The organism is Desulfobacterales bacterium (assembly GCA_034520365.1).
GTDB lineage: Bacteria > Desulfobacterota > Desulfobacteria > Desulfobacterales > Desulfosalsimonadaceae > M55B175.
This window is the reverse complement of record JAXHNP010000002.1, coordinates 207,144-232,977: the sequence shown is the minus strand read 5'-3', so window position 1 is coordinate 232,977 and position 25,834 is coordinate 207,144. Positions and strand designations below refer to the sequence as shown.

General features: G+C 53.4%; 24 protein-coding genes, 2 tRNA genes and 1 other RNA gene. 2 read left to right on the top strand and 25 right to left on the bottom strand.

The annotated features are described in order from the left end of the window. Positions 1-22 precede the first annotated feature (22 nt). The 24 genes from ispD to U5L07_01205 all read right to left on the bottom strand — a co-directional run bounded on the left by ispD (position 23) and on the right by U5L07_01205 (position 22,276). Entirely contained in the window at positions 23-727 is a 705-nt protein-coding gene (ispD, locus tag U5L07_01320) for a 2-C-methyl-D-erythritol 4-phosphate cytidylyltransferase (GenBank protein ID MDZ7830370.1), read from the bottom strand. Between the two features lie 12 nt (positions 728-739). Beyond that, positions 740-2,053: an HPr family phosphocarrier protein gene (locus tag U5L07_01315; GenBank protein ID MDZ7830369.1), complete on the bottom strand. Its 1,314-nt coding sequence runs from the start codon at positions 2,051-2,053 to the stop codon at positions 740-742. Between the two features lie 13 nt (positions 2,054-2,066). Further along, positions 2,067-3,251, bottom strand: coding sequence for a SufD family Fe-S cluster assembly protein (locus U5L07_01310; GenBank protein MDZ7830368.1), 1,185 nt, complete (start codon positions 3,249-3,251; stop codon positions 2,067-2,069). Further along, positions 3,236-3,997 carry an ABC transporter ATP-binding protein gene (locus U5L07_01305; GenBank protein MDZ7830367.1) on the bottom strand — a complete coding sequence of 254 codons (762 nt, stop codon included), beginning with the start codon at positions 3,995-3,997 and terminating at the stop codon, positions 3,236-3,238. Before U5L07_01305 ends, U5L07_01310 begins: the two co-directional genes overlap by 16 nt. 29 nt (positions 3,998-4,026) lie before the next feature. Continuing rightward, positions 4,027-4,431, bottom strand: an RNA gene (rnpB, locus tag U5L07_01300) — RNase P RNA component class A. Positions 4,432-4,444: 13 nt separating this feature from the next. Next, the gene (locus U5L07_01295; GenBank protein MDZ7830366.1) at positions 4,445-5,164 is read right to left on the bottom strand and encodes a C4-type zinc ribbon domain-containing protein; all 720 of its coding nucleotides are present in this window, start codon (positions 5,162-5,164) and stop codon (positions 4,445-4,447) included. Positions 5,165-5,291: 127 nt separating this feature from the next. Next, positions 5,292-6,104: a Nif3-like dinuclear metal center hexameric protein gene (locus U5L07_01290; GenBank protein ID MDZ7830365.1), complete on the bottom strand. Its 813-nt coding sequence runs from the start codon at positions 6,102-6,104 to the stop codon at positions 5,292-5,294. A 192-nt stretch (positions 6,105-6,296) separates the two neighbouring features. Beyond that, positions 6,297-6,372 (bottom strand) — tRNA-Ile (locus tag U5L07_01285). A 348-nt stretch (positions 6,373-6,720) separates the two neighbouring features. Continuing rightward, positions 6,721-8,508, bottom strand: a complete 1,788-nt coding sequence (rpoD, locus tag U5L07_01280; protein ID MDZ7830364.1) for an RNA polymerase sigma factor RpoD — start codon at positions 8,506-8,508, stop codon at positions 6,721-6,723. 48 nt (positions 8,509-8,556) lie between these two features. Next, positions 8,557-10,344 (bottom strand): DNA primase, encoded by a 1,788-nt coding sequence (gene dnaG / locus U5L07_01275; protein MDZ7830363.1) that lies wholly within the window; start codon positions 10,342-10,344, stop codon positions 8,557-8,559. Positions 10,345-10,798: 454 nt separating this feature from the next. Continuing rightward, positions 10,799-11,533 (bottom strand): 1-(5-phosphoribosyl)-5-[(5-phosphoribosylamino)methylideneamino]imidazole-4-carboxamide isomerase, encoded by a 735-nt coding sequence (hisA, locus tag U5L07_01270; protein ID MDZ7830362.1) that lies wholly within the window; start codon positions 11,531-11,533, stop codon positions 10,799-10,801. 20 nt (positions 11,534-11,553) lie between these two features. Next, complete coding sequence (gene hisB / locus U5L07_01265; protein MDZ7830361.1) at positions 11,554-12,132, bottom strand: imidazoleglycerol-phosphate dehydratase HisB; 579 nt, start codon at positions 12,130-12,132, stop codon at positions 11,554-11,556. Between the two features lie 82 nt (positions 12,133-12,214). After that, a tRNA-Ala gene (locus U5L07_01260) sits at positions 12,215-12,290 on the bottom strand. 70 nt (positions 12,291-12,360) lie between these two features. Next, on the bottom strand, positions 12,361-13,155 hold the full coding sequence (locus U5L07_01255; protein ID MDZ7830360.1) for a TIGR02757 family protein: 795 nt from the start codon (positions 13,153-13,155) through the stop codon (positions 12,361-12,363). Beyond that, positions 13,156-14,355, bottom strand: a complete 1,200-nt coding sequence (locus U5L07_01250; GenBank protein MDZ7830359.1) for an FAD-dependent oxidoreductase — start codon at positions 14,353-14,355, stop codon at positions 13,156-13,158. 444 nt (positions 14,356-14,799) lie between these two features. Continuing rightward, positions 14,800-15,003, bottom strand: coding sequence for a DUF2892 domain-containing protein (locus U5L07_01245; GenBank protein ID MDZ7830358.1), 204 nt, complete (start codon positions 15,001-15,003; stop codon positions 14,800-14,802). Between the two features lie 19 nt (positions 15,004-15,022). Next, complete coding sequence (locus tag U5L07_01240; protein ID MDZ7830357.1) at positions 15,023-16,198, bottom strand: heavy metal translocating P-type ATPase; 1,176 nt, start codon at positions 16,196-16,198, stop codon at positions 15,023-15,025. Then, the gene (locus U5L07_01235) at positions 16,192-17,463 is read right to left on the bottom strand and encodes an HAD-IC family P-type ATPase (protein ID MDZ7830356.1); all 1,272 of its coding nucleotides are present in this window, start codon (positions 17,461-17,463) and stop codon (positions 16,192-16,194) included. Before U5L07_01235 ends, U5L07_01240 begins: the two co-directional genes overlap by 7 nt. Before the next feature lie 4 nt (positions 17,464-17,467). Further along, positions 17,468-17,671 (bottom strand): heavy-metal-associated domain-containing protein, encoded by a 204-nt coding sequence (locus tag U5L07_01230; protein MDZ7830355.1) that lies wholly within the window; start codon positions 17,669-17,671, stop codon positions 17,468-17,470. 42 nt (positions 17,672-17,713) lie between these two features. Beyond that, entirely contained in the window at positions 17,714-18,619 is a 906-nt protein-coding gene (locus U5L07_01225) for a TIGR01777 family oxidoreductase (GenBank protein MDZ7830354.1), read from the bottom strand. A 21-nt stretch (positions 18,620-18,640) separates the two neighbouring features. Next, positions 18,641-19,114 (bottom strand): universal stress protein, encoded by a 474-nt coding sequence (locus tag U5L07_01220; protein MDZ7830353.1) that lies wholly within the window; start codon positions 19,112-19,114, stop codon positions 18,641-18,643. Between the two features lie 38 nt (positions 19,115-19,152). Further along, on the bottom strand, positions 19,153-19,797 hold the full coding sequence (gene tpx / locus U5L07_01215; protein ID MDZ7830352.1) for a thiol peroxidase: 645 nt from the start codon (positions 19,795-19,797) through the stop codon (positions 19,153-19,155). Between the two features lie 110 nt (positions 19,798-19,907). After that, positions 19,908-21,599 carry an FAD-dependent oxidoreductase gene (locus U5L07_01210; GenBank protein MDZ7830351.1) on the bottom strand — a complete coding sequence of 564 codons (1,692 nt, stop codon included), beginning with the start codon at positions 21,597-21,599 and terminating at the stop codon, positions 19,908-19,910. Between the two features lie 86 nt (positions 21,600-21,685). Continuing rightward, entirely contained in the window at positions 21,686-22,276 is a 591-nt protein-coding gene (locus U5L07_01205) for a VOC family protein (protein ID MDZ7830350.1), read from the bottom strand. A 202-nt stretch (positions 22,277-22,478) separates the two neighbouring features. Here U5L07_01205 and U5L07_01200 point away from each other — a divergent pair, with 202 nt between their 5' ends. After that, entirely contained in the window at positions 22,479-23,162 is a 684-nt protein-coding gene (locus tag U5L07_01200) for a hypothetical protein (protein ID MDZ7830349.1), read from the top strand. Between the two features lie 29 nt (positions 23,163-23,191). Here U5L07_01200 and U5L07_01195 read toward each other — a convergent pair whose 3' ends face one another. Continuing rightward, positions 23,192-23,581, bottom strand: a complete 390-nt coding sequence (locus U5L07_01195) for a PaaI family thioesterase (GenBank protein MDZ7830348.1) — start codon at positions 23,579-23,581, stop codon at positions 23,192-23,194. Positions 23,582-23,933: 352 nt separating this feature from the next. Here U5L07_01195 and aroF point away from each other — a divergent pair, with 352 nt between their 5' ends. Continuing rightward, positions 23,934-25,811 (top strand): 3-deoxy-7-phosphoheptulonate synthase, encoded by a 1,878-nt coding sequence (aroF, locus tag U5L07_01190; protein ID MDZ7830347.1) that lies wholly within the window; start codon positions 23,934-23,936, stop codon positions 25,809-25,811. Positions 25,812-25,834 lie beyond the last annotated feature (23 nt).

Here is a 25,834-nt window from a genome sequence, read left to right as displayed (position 1 = left end):
TCCTTGTTGGCAGTAGAGTTTGTTAAGTATTAAAAAAATCGTTATCAAGCATGAGCTGCGCAAGCTTTAAATCAGCCGGCGTGGTGATCTTGATATTAAAGGGACTTCCCCGGATCATCCGAACAGCACCGCCGTAATGTTCGATAACCGAGGCGTCATCGGTTGCCGAAAATCCGGTTTCTCGCGCATGTTCGTGGGCCTTGCGGATATATTTCAAGTCAAATGCCTGGGGCGTTTGGGCCATCCACAGGGCCTCCCGGTCCAGCGTATTTGCCACAAAGCCGGCCTCTGTCACCTGCTTTATGGTATCACTTGCCGGTACTCCGACGATGCAGGCCCCGTGCGCACCAGCCGCCTGAATACACGCTTGGATACAGGCGGGCTCGGCAAAGGGTCGGACCCCGTCATGGATCACCGCAATGCCTTCCTCGCCGGATACGGCAAAAAGCCCGTTATAAACCGATTCCTGGCGGCTTTTACCGCCGGGAACCAGCATGATGTTCTGACTGGGCGCAATTGGGGCTATTACCGCCCGCTGGCAATAGGCAAAATCGGATTTTGGTGCCACCAGATAAATGGCTTGAATTTCATGGACAGCGGCAAGGGCGAGAATCGTTCGGCTGAGGATGGGCAGGCCGTTTAATATCAGGTACTGCTTTGGCATGCCGGCATCCATGCGGACGCCCTGGCCGCCGGCAACGATTATTCCAATGGCCTCGCCCCTCATCGTTTTAAACGCTTATCTGAGATACTGCAGGCTTTTGGGCAACGGGATCCCCTTGCCCATGCGATCTTCCCCGTAATTTACGCTGGCAAGCACCTCAATATCCTTTAGCGCCCGGGCATCGCCTTCAAAGGTCACCTGCTGGATGTTTTCTTTCTGAATTTTCCCGCCTGCCCACTGGATATCCAGAACGCTGCTCGCATCAAAGCGGTCACCGCTTACGATCATATCCACCTGGCCGCCGTAATTTTGAACGATTTTGGCCACCAGAAGGCTCGGACGGGCATGAAAGCCTAAGTCCTTGGGAATATTGGCCGTGATGGCGGTCCGTTCGACATTTTCGCTCAATATTTCCAGGGCTACCGCCCGGCCGGCGGAAAAATAGTGGTTTACATAGTGAAGCCCGTAATTGATGGTACAGTCCAGCAGGATATCCGGATCCACCAATTCGCTTAGTTTTTCGCGGGCGGTTTTGTAGGCCTGCTTATATCCCACCTCGATGAGATGACGTTCGTAAAAATGAAGCAGACGTCCCATAATCTGCAAGAGGTGGAATATCACGGAAAAATACGCCCGAAGCTGTTTCAGCTGCCGGTTGCCGTAGCGATAGCCGCCGTGGATCACATAGGTGTCAAATGAGGACTGAAGATTATGGACCAGCATTTCAAACCGCCTGATCTCCACCTCATTCACGCGGCTGGGCACCAAATCTTTCAGCGCCTCCTGGTCATAGACGTCATAGAACTCATAGGCATCAAAATCATCGGCAATGGAGAGGAATTCATTTGCGACCCATACCAGGTGCTTGCGCTGAAGATCCTTTTCCTCATCATCAAAATCATAATCCAGTACTTCACTGGTTGTGACCCCGGGAAAATCCTCTGCGGAATAAGGGGTATCCGGCATGCTGATGCTTAAGCTTTCCGCCTCTTCGATAACGAGCGGCGCCAGCTGCATCAGTGAATTTGTCATAAATTCAAGAACAAAATCCCCGTGCACACGGAAATCCTCTTTGCTGTCAATGTCATAGAAAGCCAGGCGATTGCCGATATGCCTCTGGGAATACCCGCCCAGACTTAAATGCCGGATGGCAGCGGACAATTCCCGGTAAAAGTACCATTTGGAGTTGTTTTTGGCCCCGTGAAAATCAAGAAAGTCCTCAAGCAGATGAGAAGTGGTGATCAGCTTGGAAAAAAAGCTTTTGGTGAATATATTATCCGGCAGCTCATACTGGGAAAGATACATGAAACACTTCAGATAATCATTGGAATAAAAACGTACCTTTTCGGCAAACGAAATGTCGCAAAGCTCGGTTTTTGGCTTATCCACCGTCATAGAGCGCCTACATCATATCCTTCTGGGTTTCGGTTACGGCCTTATCAATCTCCGCAGCCAGCGCCGGCGGAAGCCCCTCGATATTTACATTTAAAAACCCGCGAACAATGGTTGACACCGCCTCGTCCTCGTCAAGGCCCCGGGCCATCAGATACTCAATCTCCCCCTGATCAATTTTGCCCACCGCCGCCTCATGGGACATATCCACCCCCGGCACATAGCCCTGGAGCTCCGGAATGGCGTGCATCAGGCCGTCCTTTAAAATCAACCCCTTGCATTCCAGATGCCCCTTGCAGCCGGCCACCTTGCCCACAAGCTCGCCGCGGGCGATGATGGTCCCGCCGGCGGTGATGCCTCTGGAAATAATTTCCGCCCGGGTATCCGGGTGGTTTAACATCACCCGCGAGCCCACATCCAGCCAGGAGTCATGGGTGGCAACCAGTATGCTGTTAAACCGGGCCACCGCGCCCGGGCCGTCCAGGATGGTCAGGGGGTTCATCTCCAGAGATCCCACCGGGCGAAGCGAAATATAATTGGATACGATAACTCCGCCCTCTTCCACGTGGATCGCCGTGCGCGGCCGCACATTGACCTCCGCGCCCCAGTCATGGATCATCGTAAAATGAACCACCGCGCCTTTTTTCACATAAAACTCCGATACCCCCAGATGCAGGCCGGACATGGCATGCGAAGCCGTGGCGCAGCCGGTGATAATGTGCATTTCCGAGTTTTCTTCAGCGATCACGATGTTATGGACATTCTGAACCGCCCCGTCTTCGGCCATATACAAACAGGATTGGAGCGGCTGCTCGATTTTTGCGCCCGCCCTTGCATGGATGAAATAGCCGTTATACGGCATCTGTGTGGCCTGCGCGGTATAGGCATCCTTGTCCGGGGAAAGATGCTGCCACATATAACCCTGCAGCCAGTCATACTTTTCCAGGGCATCGCTGATGGAGAGCATTTCCACCCCTTCGGTCCTGGCCCGGGAATGGATCACGGAGCTGTCCTTTTGAATGAAAGTCGCCGCCCGGTTATGCTCTGAAATATCCACGCCAACGTTAATCCAGCGTTGGGAGTCGTCTTTGTCCGCCAGTTGCAGGTCTTCAATATAGGCATGGCCCCCGGATGATGGTTTATATTGCTTCAAATCCGCGTCGAGGGATTTTTTCTTGTCTACACTATCGCGCATCGCACACACTCCTCATATCCATATTCCCGTATCCACTTAAGAATTTCCCGGGGATTTTTAAGGCAGCATAAATGACCGTCATATAGGACCTGCCCCTGGTCTGCCGTAATGTAGTCAAGGATGTGTCCGGTATGCGTAATCACCAGGGCGGATTTGGTCCGCGGTTTGCGATGCGGGGTGGGGGTGAGGGTTCTTGGGCACTTAATCCCTCTTTCAAGCAGCGTATTGACGATATCGCCCAGCAGGACAATATTTTCAAGATCCACGCCGGATTCCGGCTCATCCAGAAGCACCAGATCCGGCTGCTGGGCCATTAACTGAAGCATCTCCGAGCGCTTGATTTCCCCGCCGGAAAAATTGCGGTTCACATCCCGATCCAGAAACTGGGAGAAGTTCACCTGATCCGCCAGTGATTCGACATCCACATCCCGGCCGCGGGCGCATAGCGAAACCACATCCTTGGTTTTAAGCCCGGCTATGGTGGGCGGGCGCTGAAAGGAAACGCCGATTCCCAGTCTGGCACGCTCATGGATCGGCATATGGGTGATATCTTCGCCTTTGAACAGGATGCGGCCGCTGCTCACCTCGTAGCCGGAAAATCCCATGATGGTCATCATCAGGGAGGTTTTGCCCGAGCCGTTGGGACCGAACAGGATGTGGGTCTCCCCCTCGGGAATTTCCATATTAATCCGGTCCAAAATGGTTTTATCCCCGATTTTAACGACAAGATCTTCTATTTTTAACATTTTCCAGAGCCTTCTGATTAAAAATATGCGGCCGGCGGTGCCCGTAAGCCGAATTCTGTTGCCGCAGCCAGGTCACCCTGACGCGGCCAACGATCATTCATCTCCGGATAACGGTTGCCCGTTATCTCTTGCGACCTACCCGGAAGCTCGGGCGGGCCACCCTAAAACGCTTCCCTACTTGGTCTTGCACCGGGTGGGGTTTACCGAGCGCCCCCGGTCGCCCGGGGACCTGGTGCGCTCTTACCGCACCGTTGCACCCTTACCCCGGCAGTTCTCTTATTGCCGCGCAAGCGGCAACAAGAAGACCACGGGGCGGTATAGTTTCTGTGGCACTGGCCTTCACGTTGCCGTGACTCCACGTTATGGAGCACCCTGCCCTGCGGTGTTCGGACTTTCCTCCGGATATAATATCCAGCGAGCGTTTGGACACCGTCGACCGCATATTAATTATAAAACATAAAGCATACGATGACAATGCGGACAGAATTTCATCTCATCACCGCGGTGGAGTTCATTATAAAGCTGGGGCGGGATGTTCATGTTACACCCCATGCAGATGCCCTCCCGCGCGGCCACAATGACCTTCACCCCGCCGGTCTGCTGCTTGACAAAATTATACCGTTTAAGCATATCCGCATGAATATGCTGCATAATCTCATCACGCTCCGCCAAAAGCTTATCCCGGGCCTTGCGCCGGGATTCGGCATAGGCTTCCAGTTCAGCCTTTTTTTCGGAAATCTGCGCCTGCTCCTGCTTGTATTCGCGGCTCATTTCAGCAATACCTTTTTCCGCCGCCTCCGTGTCATCAAGGCATTGGAGCATATTATCTTCGATTCTGGAGGCTTCGGCTTTAATACCGCCAATCTCTTTTAATATGGCCCGATACTCCTGGTTGGTTTTAACCGATCGAAGCTGGGATTCCCGTTTTTGAATGCGGGATTGATGGGTCTGGATATCGGCTTCCTGGGTTCGATAGGTTTTCTTTAAAGATTCCAGTGAGGCCTTCTCTTCTTCGAACCTTTTCTCTATCTCCGCCAGGCCGGCATCCATCTCTGAAATCTGCGCCGGAATTTTTTTAAGTTCGGCGTCTATTTGGGCGGCCGCGATCTCTTTGCCCTGGAGATCGATCAGCAACTCAATCTGCTCTTTTAATGTATGGCTGTCCATTTCAATCTTCCCAATCCGACTGATGGGTTATTCAATTTTCACCGGGCCTGTCCTCAAATCAATCCGGCTAAAATTTGAAGTCCGGCTTATAGCATAAATGCCAAAGGGACCACAATAAATATGAACCCTAAAAATTAATAAACGGCTCGCTTTCCTTGTCCGAGCCGATAACTGATACCTCGTGGCCTTTTTCCGCCAATCCGTCCGAAAGCTTGCGGCAAAGCAGATCCACAACAATATGCTCTGTGGCAAAATGGCCCGCATCGATCAGACCGCGATTGTAAAGCTCGGCATTGCGGGCATCATGATATCTGAGATCGCCGGTGACAAATACATGGGCTTTGCTGGCAAAAAACGCATCCATCAGACCGGACCCGCCGCCGGTACAAACGGCCACCCGGCTGACCATCATATCAAAGGGGCCGGTCACGCGAAGGGTCTGAAGTTTCAAGGCCGCCTTGATATTTCCGGCAAAACCGGCAAGATCTAAGGGCGGCTCAAGCTCCCCCATGCGGCCCTGACCGCTTTCCGGCGAGGCCTCAGCTGCCTGCGCCGGTGCCGCCAGCACCGATACATTCTTCAGGCCGATCATTTCGGCGAATTGATCGTTTAAGCCGCCGGCGGTCCAGTCCAGGTTGGTGTGGGCCGAAAATATGGAAAGCCGGTGGTTCATTGCGGTCTCGATCATCCGGCCCAGCGGCGTGCTGTAATCAAGCTGTTTCATGGCCTTAAAAATAAAGGGATGATGGGTGATCAGAAGATCCGCATTCTGCTGACAGGCGTTATTTACCACCGCCGGCGTGGCATCCAGGGCCACCATGATCTTTTTAACCGGCCATGCCGGGCTTCCGGCCTGAAGGCCGGGGTTGTCCCATTCTTCCGCCAGCTTCGGCGGCGCCAGTTCATTCATTAAATTGATGACATCAGATACCAGGGTCATTTGATTATCCTGATCATTGTTTTATGCTTTACCAGACATAGAGGTTCAGGCGACAAAAAAAGGCGTGGGATTTTACTCCCACGCCTTTGATTCAATCCATATGATTTCTTGTTTTTGGGCAAGGCCCCACGTCCCCTCTTTTTGTTTTCGGCCGGCCGGCATGCAGACACATCATAAAGCCCGCCCGCCGGGTGGTGGGCCCACCTGGATTCGAACCAGGGACCGACCGGTTATGAGCCGGTGGCTCTGCCAGCTGAGCTATGGGCCCGCAAATCCGTTCAAACCTGCACGTAAAAGCCACCTCTTGGTATCTCGTCAGAATCCGTTTGTCAAGCCTGATGGCTTCGCAAAAAGTCCAATATCTTTGTTGCGCTTCATCCCCCGGAATTTCACGTACGAGCAAGTACGCTGCATTCCTCGGGATTTGCGCGCCGCGATCTTGAACATTTTGCTTTGCCATCTCAGCATCGACTTTTTACAAAACTGCATAGTAAGGTCGGCACGGTGGCCGACCCCACAAAATGTGGACATTATTGTGTCGCGTAGAGCAAGCCACCGTGCCTGCCCGGAAAATACATAGAACCAATTTACCTTGGTCCGCAGCCGCTGCAGTCGATCACGAGGACTCAATAAAGTTTTTGAGCTTCCGGCTGCGGGTCGGATGCCGCAGTTTGCGAAGAGCCTTGGCTTCGATCTGCCGAATCCGCTCCCGCGTTACGGCAAAATCGCTGCCCACCTCTTCCAGTGTATGATCCGCCTTTTCGCCGATGCCAAATCGCATCCTAAGCACCTTTTCCTCCCGGGGCGTCAAGGTAGCCAGCACCTTTCGGGTCTGCTCAGCCAGGTTTAAGCTCACCGCCGCATCCGAGGGCAGCATAAAGGACTTGTCCTCGATAAAGTCGCCCAGATGGCTGTCATCCTCTTCACCGATCGGGGTTTCAAGGGATATGGGCTCTCGCGCGATCTTTAACACCTTGCGGACCTTGTCAAGCGGCACCTCCATTTTTTCCGCAATCTCTTCGGGCGTGGGCTCCCGGCCCAGTTCCTGGACCAGGTAGCGTGAGGTCCGGATCAGCTTGTTGATGGTTTCAATCATGTGCACCGGAATCCGGATGGTGCGGGCCTGATCTGCAATGGCCCGGGTAATGGCCTGGCGGATCCACCAGGTCGCATAGGTGCTGAACTTATATCCCCGGCGGTATTCAAATTTGTCCACCGCCTTCATCAATCCGATATTGCCTTCCTGGATCAGATCCAGGAATTGCAGCCCCCGGTTGGTATATTTTTTGGCGATTGAGACAACTAAGCGCAGATTGGCCTGAACCAGTTCCTTCTTGGCGGTTTTGGCCTTCATGCGGCCTTCTTCGATATTGCTTACAATGCGCTTGAGGGACCGGATGTCCGCCTTGATTTCGCGCTCCCGGTACTCAATCTGGTGCTGAATCTTTTTGATATCATAGAACAGGGTCCGGACCTCGCCCTTGTCGATACTGGTACAAGTACAGGCCCATTCGACAAACTCATCCTCATCCTTTTTCTCGATCTTTTCCCGGACATTACTCAAAGGCGCATCAAATACAGCCGCGCACTGGCAGAACACCTTTTGGGTGGTGTCAAACCACTCTACCTGGGCATTGATTTTCTTCTCGATCTCATCGATGACATCCGTCTCAAGCCGCCAGTCCTTCAGAAGTTCAAAAATTTTCCGGTTTCGCCGTCGAATGGCCCGCTTGGTGCGGCGGCGGGCATCCGGGGGCTGATCCTCGAAAAAGGTTTTCTCCCGAAGCTCCTGGTTTTCCTCGTCGATCTGCTTGATCTGGTCAATGGTTTCAAGGAACTTTTCAATCTGAATCGATTCATCGACAATGGTATCGCCCTCATCAATGTCGCGGAGCACGTGTTTGGGCCGCAGGGTGCCGGCGGCAATCTGCTCGCCCAGATTAATGATGCTGTCGATGCCTAAAGTGGTCTCCAGCATGGCGCGCAGCACTTCCTGTTCACCGGCCTCGATTTTTTTGGCGATTTCAATTTCACCTTCCCGGGAAAGCAGGGTCACCAGTCCCATTTCCCGCAGATACATTTTCACGGGATCCGTTACCGTGCCAAAGGCGGCGACCTCATCGGCCTCCTCACTCTCTGACAATTTATCGCTTTCGCCTTCGTTCTTTTTCTCAGCATCGGAAATCTTTTTATGCTTTTCGACTACCTCAATATCCAGATCATCAAACCACATCAGCGTTTCATCAAGCTGCTCCGGAGACATCATCTCCTGGGGCAGCACTTGGCTGATCTGGTCATAGGTCAGATATCCCTGCCGCTTGCCCTTGGTCACAAGCTCATCAATCTTTTCCTTTTTTTTGTCTCGATTGGCAGGTCCACGGGAATCAGTGGGTTTCTTTGCCATAGGGATAAACCTCCTGAAACGATATGCTTTTATAACAGAAAAATGCTCTCAACCGGTTTTTATCGCCTGTTTCTGTTTTTCCTTTAATAATTTAAACAGCAGCTCATGATCCTTGTTTTGCTCAGCTGCCTTGATCTGATCCAAAAGCTCCTGATGGCGACGTTTCCAACTGCCCTTAAACTGAGCCACCAGTTTTTCACAGCTCGTTTCATCCCAGCATTCCTTGCCCATTGCCAGCGAAGCGACAAGCTGTCTTTGGGCGTTATCCGGTATCCGATTCAGCAGTTCTGAAATATCATCTGTCGATTTCGGAGGATGGGATAAAATCAGTTCAGCGAGTTCTTTTAGCTGTATGTCTTCAAAATAATCAGTGATTTGCTGATTTTCAATACTTGGCACGATTTCGGGATACTGAAGCATCATGGCCACCATCCGCGCTTCCAGCCGGTTTTTCACAAGAGCCGGCTTTTCAGCGGTGTCAGTCCCGGAATTTTGAGATATCGGGCGCTTTTTTTGCGGCGCTTTGTCCTGCTGTTTCCTGGCCGCCCGCACCCGCTCTAAAATCGCCGATTCATCCACGCCCAAACGCTCGGCCAGGTGCCGGATATAAATCGACCGGGCCACACTGTCCCGAATATCCGCCAGGGGCTGCTTTAATTCATCAACAACCCGAATTTTCCCCTGCATGGAAAGCCCGTGGGCACTAATGGCGGATTCCATCAAAAATTCAATAGCGCCCCTGGCCGCCTCCGCATACTCGAAAAAAGCATCCGCGCCGTGGGCAAACAAAAAAGAATCCGGGTCCTCACCGGCAGGCAGCACGATAATCTCAACATCCACGGATTCATTCATAAACAGGCCGATGCTGCGGTGCGCGGCCTTTATACCGGCAGTATCCGAATCAAACACGAGCCTTGCCTTTTTCGCATACCCGCGCCTTAACATCCGGATATGCCCGGTGGTCAAAGACGTGCCCAGGGTGGCCACACTGTTAGCAATGCCGTGCTGATGCATGGCCAAAATATCGAAATAGCCCTCCACAATGTATACGATGCCGGTCTCCCGGCATTTCTCCCTGGCTGCATGGATGCCGTATAAGGAGCTGCTTTTGCTGTATATGGGCGTCTCCGGAGAATTCAAATACTTGGGCGTGGCGTCATCCAAAACACGGCCGCCAAAAGCAATGATCCGGCGGGTTGCATCAACGATCGGGAACATGATGCGGTTGCGGAACCGATCATAATAGCCGGTCTTGGATGAACGCGGCACAATCAGCCCGGCCTTTTCGGCCAGGCTGACCGGAATCTGCTCTTTTCTAAACAAGCGGATCAGGTTGTCCCAGCCTTCCGGCGCATAGCCCAATCCGAACCGATCGATAATTTCGCGGCTAAAGCCCCGGTTCTCCAGATAGGCACGGGCTTTTTCCCCGGCCGGCTGCCGCAGCAGCTGATTCCGGTAATAGGCCAGCACCTTTTTATTGATATCAAAGAGCTTTTCCCGCTCGGAGACCGCCTGTTTCTCCGATGCGCTCATATGACGTGTGGGCAGCTCAATACCGCATTGACGCGCCAGGGACTGCGCTGCCTCCGGAAAACTGATGCCCTCAAACCGGATCAAAAAGTTAAAAACATCCCCCCCGGCGCCGCAGCCGAAACAATAGAATATCTGCTTGGTGGAACTCACTGTAAAGGAGGGGGTCTTTTCTGAATGAAAGGGGCAGAGCCCGGTATAGTCTTTCCCGGTTTTTTTCAGTGCCACCCGCTCAGAGACAACATCCACAATATCAGTGGTATTTCGGATCTCAGCAAGCTTATCTTCCGGGATATAAATCGCCAATAAACGCACTCCGCAGATGTTTGGTGCACCCAGACGACAATATGGGCGGGGAAAAGTCTCGGGCAGTCAGGCCTGAACCGCCCTGTCGCATCACATTAACCGTAACTAAAGAAATTAAATCCTAATATACGATCTGTCAAATTGATTTAACCAATTTTGATGGCAAAGCAAAAAGTCCAATATCTTTGTTGCGCTGCATCCCTCGGAATTTCACGTACGAGTAAGTACGCTGCATTCCTCGGGATTTGCGCGCCGCGATCTTGAACATTTTGCTTTGCCATCTCTAAATCGACTTTTTACGAGACTGTCAATTTTCAGGGGCAATGGATGATAGGTTTCAGGTTTCAGGTTTCAGGAAATATTATGCGAGCGAGCCAAAATGCTTCAGATCTGAACACTGAAACCTTGAATTTTACACCTAATACCTAATACCTAATACCTAAAACCCGTCAAGTTACTTAGAAGCCCCGCTTACAAGCCTTACTGCGGCAGGCAGATCCACATTGCCGTCATACAGGGCTTTGCCGATGATCACCCCGACCACCCCGGCAGAAGCCAGCGGCAGCAGGGCTTTGATATCATCCAGGGATGAAACCCCGCCGGATGCGACCACAGGAATCGACACGGACTCGGCCAGCCGGCGGGTTTCTTTAATATTCGGCCCGGTGCGCATGCCGTCGCGCTCGATATCGGTAAAATTAATCGCCGCCACCCCGCTGTGCTCAAACTGTCGGGCCAGTTCCACGGCACTTGCGTCGGTGGTTTCCGTCCAGCCTTCAATGGCCACCCGGCCGCCTCTTGCATCAATGCCCACAACGATCCGATCCGGGTAAGCCTGACAGGCCTGCCTGACCAGATCCGGGTTACGGATGGCCTCGGTGCCGATAACCACCCGGTCCACGCCGCTTTCCAGATACATGCGGAGGGTCTCCATATCCCGGATACCGCCCCCGACCTGAACCGGAATCTCCACGGCATCAATAATGGCGCGGATCTGCGGCAGGTTTTTGGGCTTTTTTTCAATCGCCCCGTCAAGATCCACCACATGCAGGCGACCCGCGCCGTCTTTTTCCCAGCGCATCGCCATTGCGGCCGGATCATCCGAATAGACCGTCTCTTCATCCATGCGGCCCTGCGCCAGACGGACACAGCGGCCGCCTTTGATATCAATTGCCGGAATAATGATCATGGTTTTCTACCCGGAAAGATTTAAATAGTTCCCTTGGTGGAGTGTACCCGGGAAATGCGTTCATCCAGAGATACCGCCTGGTCCAGCGCCCGGCCGAAGGACTTGAAAATCGCCTCGGTGACATGGTGATCGTTATGCCCGTAGCGCACGTTGACATGCAGATTCATTCCCGCATGATTGGCAATGGAGCGGAAGAACTCGGTTGCCAAATCCGCAAATTTCGGCTGAAACGCATCCGGCAGATGATAGGCCAGATAGGGCCGATTGGACAGATCAATGGTAACTTCCGCCAGCGTATCATCCATCGGAGTGACGGCATGGCCGTATCTCCGGATGCCTTTTCGCTCGCCCAGGGACTCGCGGATGGCATCCCCCAGCACGATGCCCACATCCTCCACCGTATGATGATAATCAACCGCCACATCGCCGGTGGCTTTCAGCGTGAGGTCGAAGAACCCATGAACAGAGAACAAATCCAGCATATGATCGAAAAACGGAACCCCCGTGCTGATCTCGCTTTTACCGGAGCCGTCCACATCAAGCTTGGCCAGAATCTGGGTTTCCTTGGTCTTTCTTTCTATTTCCGCGCTGCGGGGCATTTCAAGGTCTCCGATTATTTGCGGCATCCTTGGATAATAGTTTTATCAAGTGATGCCGACGGCAGGCTGCGGTTTGCGGCAATGGTGGAGATGAGGGGGATCGAACCCCTGACCTCGGCGTTGCGAACGCCGCGCTCTCCCATCTGAGCTACATCCCCACATTTATGGTATTTGAATTAACAGAAGTAAGTAACATAGGTTTCGGTATGGGTCAATAAAAAATTCCGGCTATGCAAAATATTCATCCGCCTGCCCGGCCAGGTCCTTGCGGATGCCGAAGCGGCTCAGGGTGAAATCATATTTGACCGGATCCTGAGGCGCCCATTGGCGGAAGGCTTCCGTAATCTCAATGGCCGTCCGCATATTGGGCTGATTGCGCGCGGTCAGCCCGAGTTTCCGGCAGATTCTAAACATATGCGTATCCAGCGGGATTATGAGCATGGAAGCGGGCACATCCGGCCATCCGCCGGGATCGACCCGGTCTTTACGGACCATCCAGCGCAGAAAAAGATTCAGCCGCTTGCAGGCCGAACCCTTCTCCGGGCAGGCCAGCAAATGACCGGGGGCACCGCAGGCGCTGTCATGGCGAAGGGTTTCGCTAAACCGGCAGAGCGCCGGCCAAATGGTTGGCTCATCATCTGCAAGGCAGACTCTGAAAGATTGCTGAAGGGAACCGTGTTGCTTAAGGGTTTTTCGGATTCCGGTTAAAAGGGCGGCCACGTGAGCCCCCCGGGCAAAGCGATGCACAAACCCGGCCATATCCGACTGAATCCGGGCGGCGCGCTCATCCATCAAATAGGCGTACGGCGATGGCCCCATCCGGGAAAGCACATCTGAGACGCTTTTTAAAATCTGGCGCACCTGCCCGTATGCCAGGGATGCGGCGATTAATGCCGCAATCTCGCGATCCGCCGGATCATCATATTCATATACGCATTCCAGCGGGTCGGGATGCACATACCGGCGCTGATTGAACTTTTCATAAAGCCCCTCCAGCCGGTCTTTCATTTCAGGCAAACTCATTCAGCGCTCGGTAAGCAAATAGCTATAGGCGGCAAGCGCGGCTTTGGCCCCCTCGCCGGCAGCTATGGTGACCTGTTTAAACGGCACGCTGGTCACATCCCCGCAGGCGAACACCCCGGGGATGCCGGTCCGGCACTCATTGTCCACGATGATCTCGCCCATCTGATTGGTCAAAAGCGTGCCGATAATCAGCTTTGAATTGGAGAGCAAACCGATCTCCACAAACACGCCTTCCACATCGAGCCGAATCTTTTCCCCGGTGTCCAGGGATTCAATTTCAATGCCCGCAACGCTTTCCTCCCCGATGATCCGGGTCGTATTGTGGCGCGTATAGAGATGCACTTTGGAAAAGGTCCGCACCCGGTTCTGTAGAATCGGATCACCGGTCAGTTCGGTAAGGGAGACCATATAGACCCGGCGGGCCACTTTGTCCAAATCGATCACCGCCTCCAGAGCGGAATTGCCGCCGCCAATGACCGCGACATTGGCATCCGTGTAAAACGGCGCATCGCAGGTGGAACAATAGGCCACACCGCGACCCAGAAAATCGGTTTCTCCGGGAACATTCAGGGTCTTTGGGCGCTTTCCCATGGCGAGGATCACGGTTTTGGTGTAGCATATTTCGCCGTCATCGGTTTTAACGGATTTGATCCGGCCGGTGAGATCCAGAGAGGCGACTTTGCTGCCCACTCGTTTTTGGATATCATAGTTATCCACGTGGGATTCGAATTTTTCGATCAGCTCAAGCGCCTCGCCGGAATAGCCCAGGTAGTTGTCGATTTCCCAGGTATCGCGCAGCTGGCCGCCGATATCCTCGGTGATGAGCAGGATCTTTAAAACTTTTCGGGCCCCGTACAGGGCGGCGTTTAAACCCGCCGGCCCGCCGCCGATAATAATCACATCATAGAGTTCAACCGGCTCTCCGGCCGGGGACAGCCCCAGGCGCTCCGTCACCTCGCCGGTGGTATAGAGATTGACCAGATCGGCATATCCGCCGATGGGATCGCCATTAATTAAAATCTGCGGGGTATACTCACTACCCGCGACCCGCTTCATCTCCTCCCAGGCATCTGATCCCGGTGCCACCGGTATTTCCGTATAGGCAATTCCCTTTTCCGCCAGAAAGGCCGTGGCCTTCTGGCAGAAAGGGCAGCCGTCCATGGAGTAAATGATCAGGCCGCTTATGTCTTTTTCTGACAAACCAAGTCCTCACTTTTAAGTAACTTCACGGGTTTTAGGTATTAGGTATTCGGTGTTAAGTATTAGGTGAATGAAATCAAGAATTTATGGTCGGCACGGTGGCCGACCCTACGATGGATCGGGTTTTTCCCCATTCGTAGGGCGGGCCACCGTGCCCGCCTGAAAAATAGACAGAACAAATTTACCGTGCCTCAGTGCCTTTAAAGTTATTTTTAGCTCGGTCCCGGGCGCACGGCCCGAGGGGAATACTTCTAAGTAACTTAATCTTACTCAGTCCCGCGCGAGCGGGACGGTTCTCGTACTCGTAATCGTACTCGAAAAGATCAAAAGCCGATTAGGAGTACGGGCACGAGTACGAGTACGAATCGGCGCGGCGGAATAAATCGCCTTAACGGCGAAATTCAACCCCGTTTGTTTAAACCGGCAAAAAACCGGATGTTCCGCTCAATCAAAAATCCGGCCGGGCTTTATGCCAAATATTTTAAACACCTTGGCCGAGGGGCAGAAAGCGGTATATGTGGCCTGGAGCATATTGACGGCCACAAAGGCGGTCAATATCAGCCAGTATTTAGTGTGCACCGCGGCCAGGAGCACACTGATCAGAATAATGATTCCGGCTATCCGAAAAACAGCTTTATCCAAATTCATAATGGGCCTCCTTTCGATTTTATATTTTCCATTTATAAAGCATCAGACTATTGGTTACCACCGATATAGAGCTTAACGACATGGCAAGTGCGGCGAGCATGGGATGAAGCTGCTGCAGAAATGCCGGCGCCCAGGCAAAGGGCATCAGAATCCCGGCAGCCACCGGAATCAATACCGTATTATAGCCGAATGCCCAGAACAGATTCTGCCGCACGGTGCGCATGGTGCGGCGGCTCAAGCGCACCGCGATCGGAACCCCTGTCACACTGCCCCTGCTTAAAATCACGCCGGCTGTTTCAATGGCCACATCCGTCCCGGAGCCAATGGCAAACCCAACATCCGCCTGGGCCAGGGCCGGGGCGTCATTAATGCCATCTCCCACCATGCCGATAAGCTGGCCGGGGGACTGGAGTTCCTGGATGCGCGCAGCCTTTTCATCCGGCCGCACCTCGGCGACGACGTTATCAATGCCCAGCTGGCGTGCAATGGCCTGCGCTGTCGCCGTGTTGTCGCCGGTCAGCATGAGCACACGGTGCCCCATGACATGGAGCTGATCCACCGCCTCCCGGGAATCGGGCTTTAGCTTATCGCCAAGGGAAATAAGACCCAGCAGCTGGCTCTCCCGGATAACGGAAATCACTGTAAGGCCCTTGTCCTGAAGTGAGCGGATATCATCTTCCACCGGCGAAAAATCAATATTCTCTCTTTCCAGCCAATCCGGGCGGCCGATGGTGATCAGCGCTCCGTCAACAACCGCCTCGACCCCGCTGCCGCCATGAGCCTTAAAATTTTCCGCGGAAAGCTTTTCCAGGGATTTTTCGTTCGCTGCAGCCACGATCGCCCGGCCGATCGGATGTTCTGAGCCGGCCTCAACTGAAGCGGCGATCTGCAATAGCGTATCCGCCGAATTCACACTATCCTCAACCGGCAGCACATCAAATACCGATGGTTCACCCAGCGTGAGCGTTCCGGTTTTATCAAGTACCAGTGTATTAAGACGCGCGGCGGTCTCCAGGATTTCGCTGCTTTTAAATAAAATCCCCTTTTCTGCCCCTTTTCCCATGCCCGCCATCATGGCCGTGGGCGTGGCAAGCCCAAGTGCGCAGGGACAGGCGATCACCAAAACCGCCACCAGCCGGATCATGGAGGGAACAAACGCGGCGGTCAGCAAAAGCCAAATAATGAATGTTAACACGGCCCCCCGATCACCGCGGGCACGAAATAGGCCGCCACCCGATCCGCCACCGCCTGAATCGGTGCCTTACTGCCCTGGGCCTTCTGTACCAGGTCCACGATCTGGGCCAGCACGGTATCCTTGCCCACGCGCGTGGCTTCAAAATGCAGCATCCCGTTTTGATTGATCGTACCACCGGTCAGCGGATCGCCGGCCGCTTTGTCGACCGGCACCGGCTCACCGGTCAGCATGGATTCATCCACAGCAGATGAGCCGCTCCGGACCCGGCCGTCCACAGGGATGCGATCCCCCGGCCGGACCACCACCACATCCCCGATCCGCACTTGGTCCACCGCTATCTCAACTTCCTGATCATTGCGCAGAATGCTTGCGGTATTGGGCTGCAAGCCCAACAGATTGCGAATGGCGCCGCCGGTTTTTCGTTTGGCCCGAACCTCCAAAAGTTTGCCCAGCTTGATCAGGGTGATGATCACAGCGGCGGTTTCAAAATAGACATGATCTTCGAGCATAGGAAATAAAAGCACAAAAAAAGAATAAAAATAGGCCACGGATGACCCCATCGCGACCAGAACATCCATATTCGCGCTTTTGTTCCGGAGGCTGCGGAACCCACCCACATAGTAATCCCACCCGGTGTAGAACTGGACCGGCGTGGCGAGAACCAGAAAAAGCCAGTTAACCGCCGCCCCGTGGGCCCATGCACCGAAAAACCCCATATCCCGCCCCATGGAGAGAATAAAGAGGGGCAGCGTAAATGCCGCACCGATCAAAAATTTCCGGGTTTGATCCCGGACCTCCGCCTCCCGGGCCGCCGCCTCGGCATCTTCTGCCGAATCCTCGCCAATCAGTGATACCCCGTAACCCGCCCTTTCGATGGCTGAGATCATGTCCTCCGGGCTGGTCACCGAAGGCAGGTATTCCACGCTGGCCGTTTCAGTGGCAAAATTAACCGAAGCAGACACCACACCGGGCACTTTCTGATTCAGCACCCGCTCAACCGTGGCCACACAGTTGGCGCAGGTCATACCCGTGACCGCCAGCTCTTGGCTGGCGGTGGCCACCCCGTAGCCGGCTTTTTGCACCCGACCGACGACATCATCAATATTTACCTGCTCGTCATCAATATCCGCCGAGAGCTGCTCAGAGGCAAAATTCACCTCAACCCCGGAAACGCCGGACAACTTTTTTACACTCCGTTCGATGTTGGCCGCGCAATTGGCACAGGTCATGCCGGTAACGGGCAGGCTTACCCGCTCATTCGCCATGGGCTTACTCCGCCGGGTAATTGATCTCTTTTAATTTTTCCCGCATCTTTTCCTCAGTCGCCGGATCCTCATATTCCACGGTGATCTGCTTGTTGGCCACATCCCCGTCCATTAGGTTGATCCCTTCAAGCTCTTTGAGTTCGTTGCGAATGGTGTTAACGCAATGATCGCAGGAAATATTGGGTACGGAAAATTTCTGGGTCGCCATTTGCTCCTCCTTCAAAGAAGTTACTTTTAAATTCGGTCCCGTTTATTCAGACGCCAATGCATCCCGAAGCGCCTGTTCAAGCGCCGGATATTTAAATTCAAAACCTTTTTCCAGGAGTCTGGCCGGATAAGCCCGCTGTCCGTTCAGCAGCATTTCACCGAATTCACCGGACGCCATTCGCAGGACAAAACCGGGCACCTTAAAAAATGCCGGCCGGTTTAACACGCTGCCGATGGTTTGGGCCAGCTCACGGTTTCTGACCGGATTCGGCGCCGTAAAATTAACCGCTCCGGAAACCTCCGGATGCTCCAGAACAAATCGATGCGCCCGCAAGAGATCCGTCATGTGAATCCATGGAAACCATTGACGCCCGCTTCCCAGCGGTCCGCCGAGCCCCAGCCGAAAGGCCGGCAGCATGGTCCCCAGCGCGCCGCCGGCTTTTCCAAGGATGATGCCAAACCGGTCAAGAACCACCCGGGCGCCCTTCTTTTCTGCCTGAAGCGCCTCTCCCTCCCAGTCAATGGAGATGCGGGCCAAAAAATCATCCCCGGCAGCAGCGGATTCATCGATTGTTTCATCCCCGCGGGGGCCGTAAAAACCCACCGCCGAGGTGCTGCATAATACGGTATCTTTGCCTTCAGGCAGGGCGGCAACCACATTTCGGGTGGTCAGTATCCGGCTGTCATAGATAAGCTTCTTGGCTTTTTCGCTCCATCGCCTGAAAATACTGACGCCGGCCAGATTGATCACCGCTTCCGCCTCATTTACAGCATCCTGCCAATCTCCGGGCTGCGTGGTATCAGCCTCAATAAAACGAAAGCGGGGATCGCTTATCGGGTTTTTCGCCGACATTCGATCCACCCCGATAACCTGATATCCGCTTTCCAGCAGAAATGAGATAAGATGCGACCCCACAAAACCTGAACTTCCGGTAATCAAAACATTCATATCGACTCTCCGAGCGAAATATCATTCAACCAGCAGGATAGAGGCGTTTTTTGCGCCATGAATAACTTTCTGGGGCACGCTGCCCAGGAAAAATTCCTTGAATCCGGATAATCCCTGCTTGCCGAGCACCACCAGATCGTATTTGCCATTCTGGATCTCCTTGATGATATCCCGGGCAACCCCTTTTTCCCGGACTTTTGCTTTGGTCTCCACCCGGTCCGGCGAAAATCCGCATTCGATAAGACACCGCCTGCCTCGCTCCATCGCCTGGTTCACCACTTCCTTTTTTTTATCCTCAAGCGAGCAGAACGCGCTTTGCTCAGATTTAAAATACGGGGTCAATTCCGGACTCTCCATGGCGCACATAGCTTCCGTATCCAGCAGTACATTAAACAGGGTAACCGAGCAGTCACCGGCAAAGTGGGCGCCCACAAAATCCACCGCGCGCTGGGAATTTTCGGATTCATCAAATGCGATCAGAATTTTTTTGGCCATCGTAGAAATCTCCTTTCACTCAGTTGCTGCTATTAACGCTAGAGTTTGCCGCTTCGGCCGTCGTCACAGGCATCATCTTCATCCGCCAGGCGATGGTGCTCGGGAAACTCCGGTGATTTGGTGCACGCTTCCGGATCACCGGCACTGCGGCCCTGCGCGCTCCGCTCCGTCTCCACCGTGCCGCTGGCAAGCACCTGCAGCGCGGAATCATAATCCGGCTCCTCCCCGATTTCCGGCACCAGCTCCGTATGAATAACTTTGCCGTCCTCATTCAGAACGACCAGTGCCCGGGCCAGCAGGCCGGCCATCTGACTGTCAAGAATGCGCAGGCCATAATCACGGCCAAAGTCCAAATTGCGCAACTCTGAAACGGAGATCACATTCTCAAGGCCCTCATCCATATTAAACCGCGCGTGCGCAAACGGGAGGTCCCTGGAGACACACAGCACGTCAGTGTTTTCATGCTTGGTGATTTCCTGATTAAACCGCCGGACCGATTCGGCACAAACCGGGGTTTCCACGCTGATAAAGATGTTTAGTACCAGCTTTCTGCCCTTGAAATCGGCCAATGTGGTGTCTGTCATATCGGTCTTTGTGAGCAGAAAATCAGGCGCCTTTTCTCCCACTTCCGGCAAATCGCCGGACGTGTTGACCGGGTTTCCTTTAAAGGTAATCTGGGCCATTGTATCCTCCTTCAATCAGGTTAAAAAATTCTGGCCAGAAGCTGGCTCAAGGCCATCTTCGGCATTAAACGGATTTTTTTGTTTCGTTCTATTAATTAATTTAACACCGGTTATTGCGCTCGCCAAATCGGGGTGAAAGGCGATTCCTCCATAATTTTTTCCTTTGCCCCCAGAAACGTCTTGTATCCGCCGCTTAAGTTCATGGCGTCAAATCCGTGCTGGGCAAGAATCCGATAACCCACATATCCGCGCAGGCCGATCGCGCAGAACGGGATATAGCGTTTGCGCTTGTCCAGCCGATGCAGATTGTCGCGCAGTTCATTGAGCGGAATATGCAGCGCCCCTTCGATCTCGCCGGCCTGCTCCAGTTCGTCCTTGTTGCGCAGATCAATTAACACATCGTTTTCCGGATCCAGCGCGCTGAATTCATTCCAGTTAATTTTGCGGGCATCGCCCTTGAGCAGATTCGCAGCCACAAAACCCGCAATATTGACCGGGTCCTTGGCTGAAGAAAACGGCGGGGCATAAGCCAGCTCCAGCTCCTCAAGCTGAAAAACAGTCATGGATGCGTGAATGGCGGTAGCCAAAACATCGATGCGTTTATCCACTCCTTCACCGCCAACGATCTGGGCTCCCAGAATTTTGCCGGTGGAAGGCGAAACCAAAAGCTTGACCGCCATCATCTGGGCACCCGGATAATAGGAGGCGTGGGAGCCGGAATGGCTGTAGCTGGCCACATGCGGTATACCATAGTGTCGCAGCATTTTTTCGCTTGCGCCGGTGGAGGCAACCGTCTGCTCAAAAATTTTAACCACAGAGGTTCCCAAAGTGCCCCTAAAAATTGAGCGCCGACCCATGACATTATCCGCTGCAATCCGGCCCTGTTTGTTGGCCGGACCGGCAAGCGGCGTCATGGTCGCATGGCCTGTCAAATAATCGGTCACCTCCACCGCATCACCCACGGCGAAAATATCCGGATCAGAAGTCTGCATTGTGGCAGCCACTTTGACCCCGCCCAGCTCACCGATTTCAAGGCCCGCTTCCCGGGCCAGCCGGTTTTCCGGTTTAACGCCGATGGACAGGATCGCCATATCGCATTCCAGTGCTTCGCCCTTTTCCGTACGCACCACCAGTCGCCCGTTATTTTTCTCAAATGCCGCAATACCGTCTCCCAGTATCAGCCCCACGCCTTTTTCCTTCAGGTGCGCATGCATCAGGCCCGCCATTTCATAGTCCATCGTCGGCATGACCTGCTCCATTTTTTCAACGATTGTGGTTTCAACGCCCCGGAAGACCAGATTTTCCGCCATCTCCAGGCCTATAAATCCGCCGCCCACGACAACCGCGCTTTTGGGTTTTTGCTGATCCACATAAGCCTTGATCCGATCCGTATCCGGAATATTTCGCAGGTTAAAAATATTATCCGCCTCCACCCCGGGAAGCGGCGGCCTGACCGGCTCAGCGCCCGGAGAAAGAATAATTTTATCATAGGCTTCCGTATAGGTTTCCCCGGTTTGATGGTTCTTGACCGTGACCTTCCCGGCTTTCCGGTCAATAGCGGTCACCTCGGTAAACAAACGGACATCGATTTGGTAGCGGGCCTTAAAATCATCCGCGGTGGTAACCAGAAGGTTGTCCCGCTCCCTGATCACCTCGCCGATATAGTAAGGCAGGCCGCAGTTGGCAAATGAGATATACTCGCCCCGTTCGAAAACAACTATTTCAGCCTCTTCGTTTAACCGGCGGGCCCGCGCTGCAGCAGTCGCTCCGCCGGCAACGCCGCCAATCACTACAAGTTTCATTACGTACGCTCCTTTCCAGTGCAATTTCCAGTTCCACCGCACCTAAAACGCCCAACCAAAAATCGTGCGATAGTAAAAATATGGATTTAATCTTCTTCTTTTGACAACTCTGACAAAACTAAGCCTTCCCCGGGAAAAATCAATCGCTCGGCCTCCGGAACCGATCCTTTCGACCCTTGCCAATGGCCGGGTTGGGGCTCAGGCCCTTCCAATGCGGCGGCGGACGGATGACGATCCTTCATCGCCGGATTTTTTCGCAAATCAACACCGGCCACCGGCGCGCTGAACTCAATGGGGATATTATTGGGATCAAATGAATAGATGGAGTGGATAAACCCGTGATCCATCACCTCAGAAACCCAGAATCCGGCTGCCTCCAGGCGCGCCTGAAGATCCCAGAGATCATCGTCGGCTGTCACCCCTATGGAGAGGTGATCAAACGAAAACGGGCCCTTTACCGGCATCCCGTGATCTTTCTCAGGCACGGGACGCACTTCCGGCCATTCAAAAAAAGCGATCATATCCTGTCCGGAAAGTTCAAAAAAATAATGCCGGTAGTTTTGATCCCCGATTCCGGCAACCAGCCGCAGGCCCAAAAGATCCCGCCAGTATCTGATGGTCATATCCATATCGCGCGTGGCAAAGACCAAGTGATTGATCCCTGTAAACCGTCCCATAGACTCCCTCTCAGTGATATATGATTCAATAGATTATTTATCAAACTAATCGTTTTGAAACGAAATTCAAAAGGGGTTTCCTGTTTTTCCGATAAATAACCTGAAAAAGCCGTTGACAATCGTTTGTGGTATTGATATAGAATAATTTAAATAAATTATAAAATTTCAAGTTAGTTGCCAAGGGGTGAAAGGACTCTATCCAGTGAACCGTTATAAATGGTTCAGCCGAGGGTTGCTCCTCATCCTCCTCCTCTGCCACATCACCGCTTATGCGGCTGATTCAGACCCTGCCACAACTCAAGCGGATGACCGTCTCATCTATCTTTTTCCGGAAAGTATGAACTCTTCAGTCAATTTCGGGGTGGGGCTGGGCGTCGCAGATGTGCTGGATGCGGATGAGCGCCGCCGCATCGAGTGCCAAAAAAATTTTCGTAGCCATCTCGCCCCGGATCCCTATCGCGCCGATGAGCAATCCCCTGAAATCAGCACGGTCATGCAGCTGGCCCTTAATCGGTTTCCCTTTTTTTCCGGATTAAAAGAAACAGTTACCCATTTTGAGCGCACCCTGGATGACTATTCCCGGCGCATTATGCTGTCCGGCGAAATAAAGGTTAGGCGGCTGACGGATAACAGCTTTGAGGTAAACGAAAATATCAGCCTGGGTGCCCAATTTGCCACCCAAAAGGACGCTTCCCCGAAGGCCGTAACAAATACCCGCCTCTCCTTTGCCGACCAATTAGCTGTGCGCTATGTGCGCTGGGGGTCCGGGTTCAATCTGGGCAATCGGGAGCTCTCCCTGAACCTGCATCTGGGCGATGCCATCCGATTTACCGCTGCAGCCGGCGAAGATCCCTGGCTCGGCGTGCTATTTACCTTTAAGATCTGATTAGCCGATCTTGCGGGATCAGAGTAAGATTAAGACGGTGTTAGCACATGCCGGTCCGGCACGAAACAGGTGAATTCGCCCTCAAATACCCGGTCCTCACCCCGCCACACAGTGGCCGCCACCAGCCGCCTTTTCCCTTCGGTTTCATGGATACGGGCTTCGGCGATAATTGTTTCATCCGCCTTTACCGGCTTTAAAAACTTGACGCTGGCCGCCCCAAGCACCACGTTCGGATGATTTACCGCAAGCATGGCCGCATAGTCGGCTGCCCCAAAAATGAATCCCCCATGTATCAGCCCGGAATCATCCGTTATCATGGATTCAGTCGTCAAAAACCGCACCCGGCAGTATCCGTCCGCCATTTCAACCGGCTCGCCGCACAGCTGACGATCGATCTGCTGATGGGTATAAATCTCCACAGATAGCCTCCCACGCGAAGATATTGGACCTAAATTGCGACGTCATCAAATGAACGCTTGACATTAGCTGTAAACCCATTTAAAAGTCTGCCTATTATAGCTTTTAACCTGAACAAATGAAACAAAGAATTAAACCATGCCGGATTACCGACATATCAATCGCGAGTTTTTTTGCCGACGCTTCTTTTTTAGCTTTAGAAGCGTCCATCCGGCGGCATAAGCCAATTTTATAATCTTAAGCCCCGGGTGGACATTTTAAGTCCGCCCGGGGCTTTTTTTATGGATAGAAAGCCTCGGGGAGCACCCCGGGGCTTTTTTATTTGACGGCAAATTTAAAAAAGGAGGAAAACTGATGCTGATTGTTCTCAATCCGGAAATCACATCGAACCAGAAAAACCATATTTTAAGCCTTCTGCGCGAAGGCGGCGCGATCGTCAAAGAGATAACCGATGCCGGGCAATCGGTTATCGGCGCCACCGGATCACTTGGAAACGACCCGGCTTACTTTGAACGTTTACCCGGTGTGGAGCGGGTTGTACCGGTGAATACGGCGTTTAAACTGGTCAGCCGGCAGATGCATCCGACGGATACCCATGTCAATGTGGGCAATGTAGTGATCGGCGGCGAGCGGATATCCGTTATTGCCGGTCCCTGTGCCGTAGAGTCACGCGAACAGACCATGGCCATTGCCGAAGAAGTCAAAAAATACGGTGCCGTGCTTTTCCGCGGCGGGGCCTTCAAACCCCGCACATCGCCCTATTCCTTCCAGGGCATGGGCGAAGAGGGGCTTAAAATTCTCGCGGAGGTTCGGGAAAAATACGGAATGAAGGTGGTCACCGAGATCACCACGCCGGCCCAGGCGGACCTGGTAATGAAGTATGTAAATGTTGTCCAGGTGGGCGCCCGGAACATGCAGAATTTTGACCTGTTGAAATGCGTGGGCCGCCTCGGCCGGCCGGTCCTGCTAAAACGGGGGCTTGCGGCCACCATCGAAGAGTGGCTCATGTCTGCGGAGTATATTCTATCAGAAGGAAACGAAAACGTTATCCTGTGCGAACGCGGCATCCGCACATTTGAACCCTATACCCGGAACACACTCGATCTTTCCGCCATCCCGGTGATTAAAAAGCTAACCCATCTGCCGGTTATTATTGACCCCAGCCATGCCACCGGTATCCGGGAAAAAGTAAGCCCCATGGCCCGGGCGGCCATTGCCGCCGGTGCTGACGGTCTGATGATCGAAGTCCATAATGCCCCGGACCAGGCCATGTCCGATGGCGCGCAAAGCCTATACCCCAAGCAGTTCGGCCAGTTGATGCGCGATATCTATGTCATTGCCCCGGTGGTGGGCAAACAGCTTGATTTCGATTATCTGGACAAAGCCCGGGCGGTGAGCCACCTGGAGGCCGCGGATGAGGGGAAAGGACAAAAAGCCGCCTTTTTAGGCGAAATCGGCAGTTACAGCCACAAGGCCTGCGTGCAGTATTTCGGCGACCAGGTCACCCCCATGCCGGTCAATTCCTTCAAAGCCCTGTTTGATGCAGTAAAGGAGGGCAAAACCCACTTCGGCATCATTCCCCTTGAAAACTCGCTGGCCGGCAGCGTCCATGAGAACTACGACCTCCTTTTAGCCTATGACCTGCGGATTGTCGGGGAAATCATGCTCCGGATCCAGCATAATCTGATCGGACAGCCGGGCGCGGATACAAACCGTATCAAGCGGGTCTTCTCCCACCCCCAGGTTTTTCAGCAGTGCCGGCAGTTCCTGGAGCAGCATCCGGACTGGGAAATCGTGTCTGTCACGGATACGGCACGGGCGGTGAAACAGATTAAGGACTCCGGCAATATAGCTGATGCGGCGATCGCGGGCATAGACGCAGCGGACACTTACGGCCTGACTGTTCTTGAGGCGGGCATTGAAACCAACCCCCGAAACTACACCCGGTTCGTGATCATCAGTCCGCAACCCTTAAGCAGCGGTAAAAAGCAGAAGTCCTCCCTTATTTTCTCAACCGGCAACAAGCCGGGCGCCCTGTTTGACACCCTGAAGGTGTTTGCGGATAACCATATCAACCTGGTCAAGCTGGAATCCCGGCCCATTCACGGAAAACCCTGGGAGTACATGTTCTATGTGGATCTTGAGGGCGATATCGAGGCGGAAGCCTTTAAGCCGGTCCTGGAAAAACTTTGGGAAAAGACCGATTATGTAAAAATCCTTGGATCATACTAAATACCATACATGTGATCAAATAC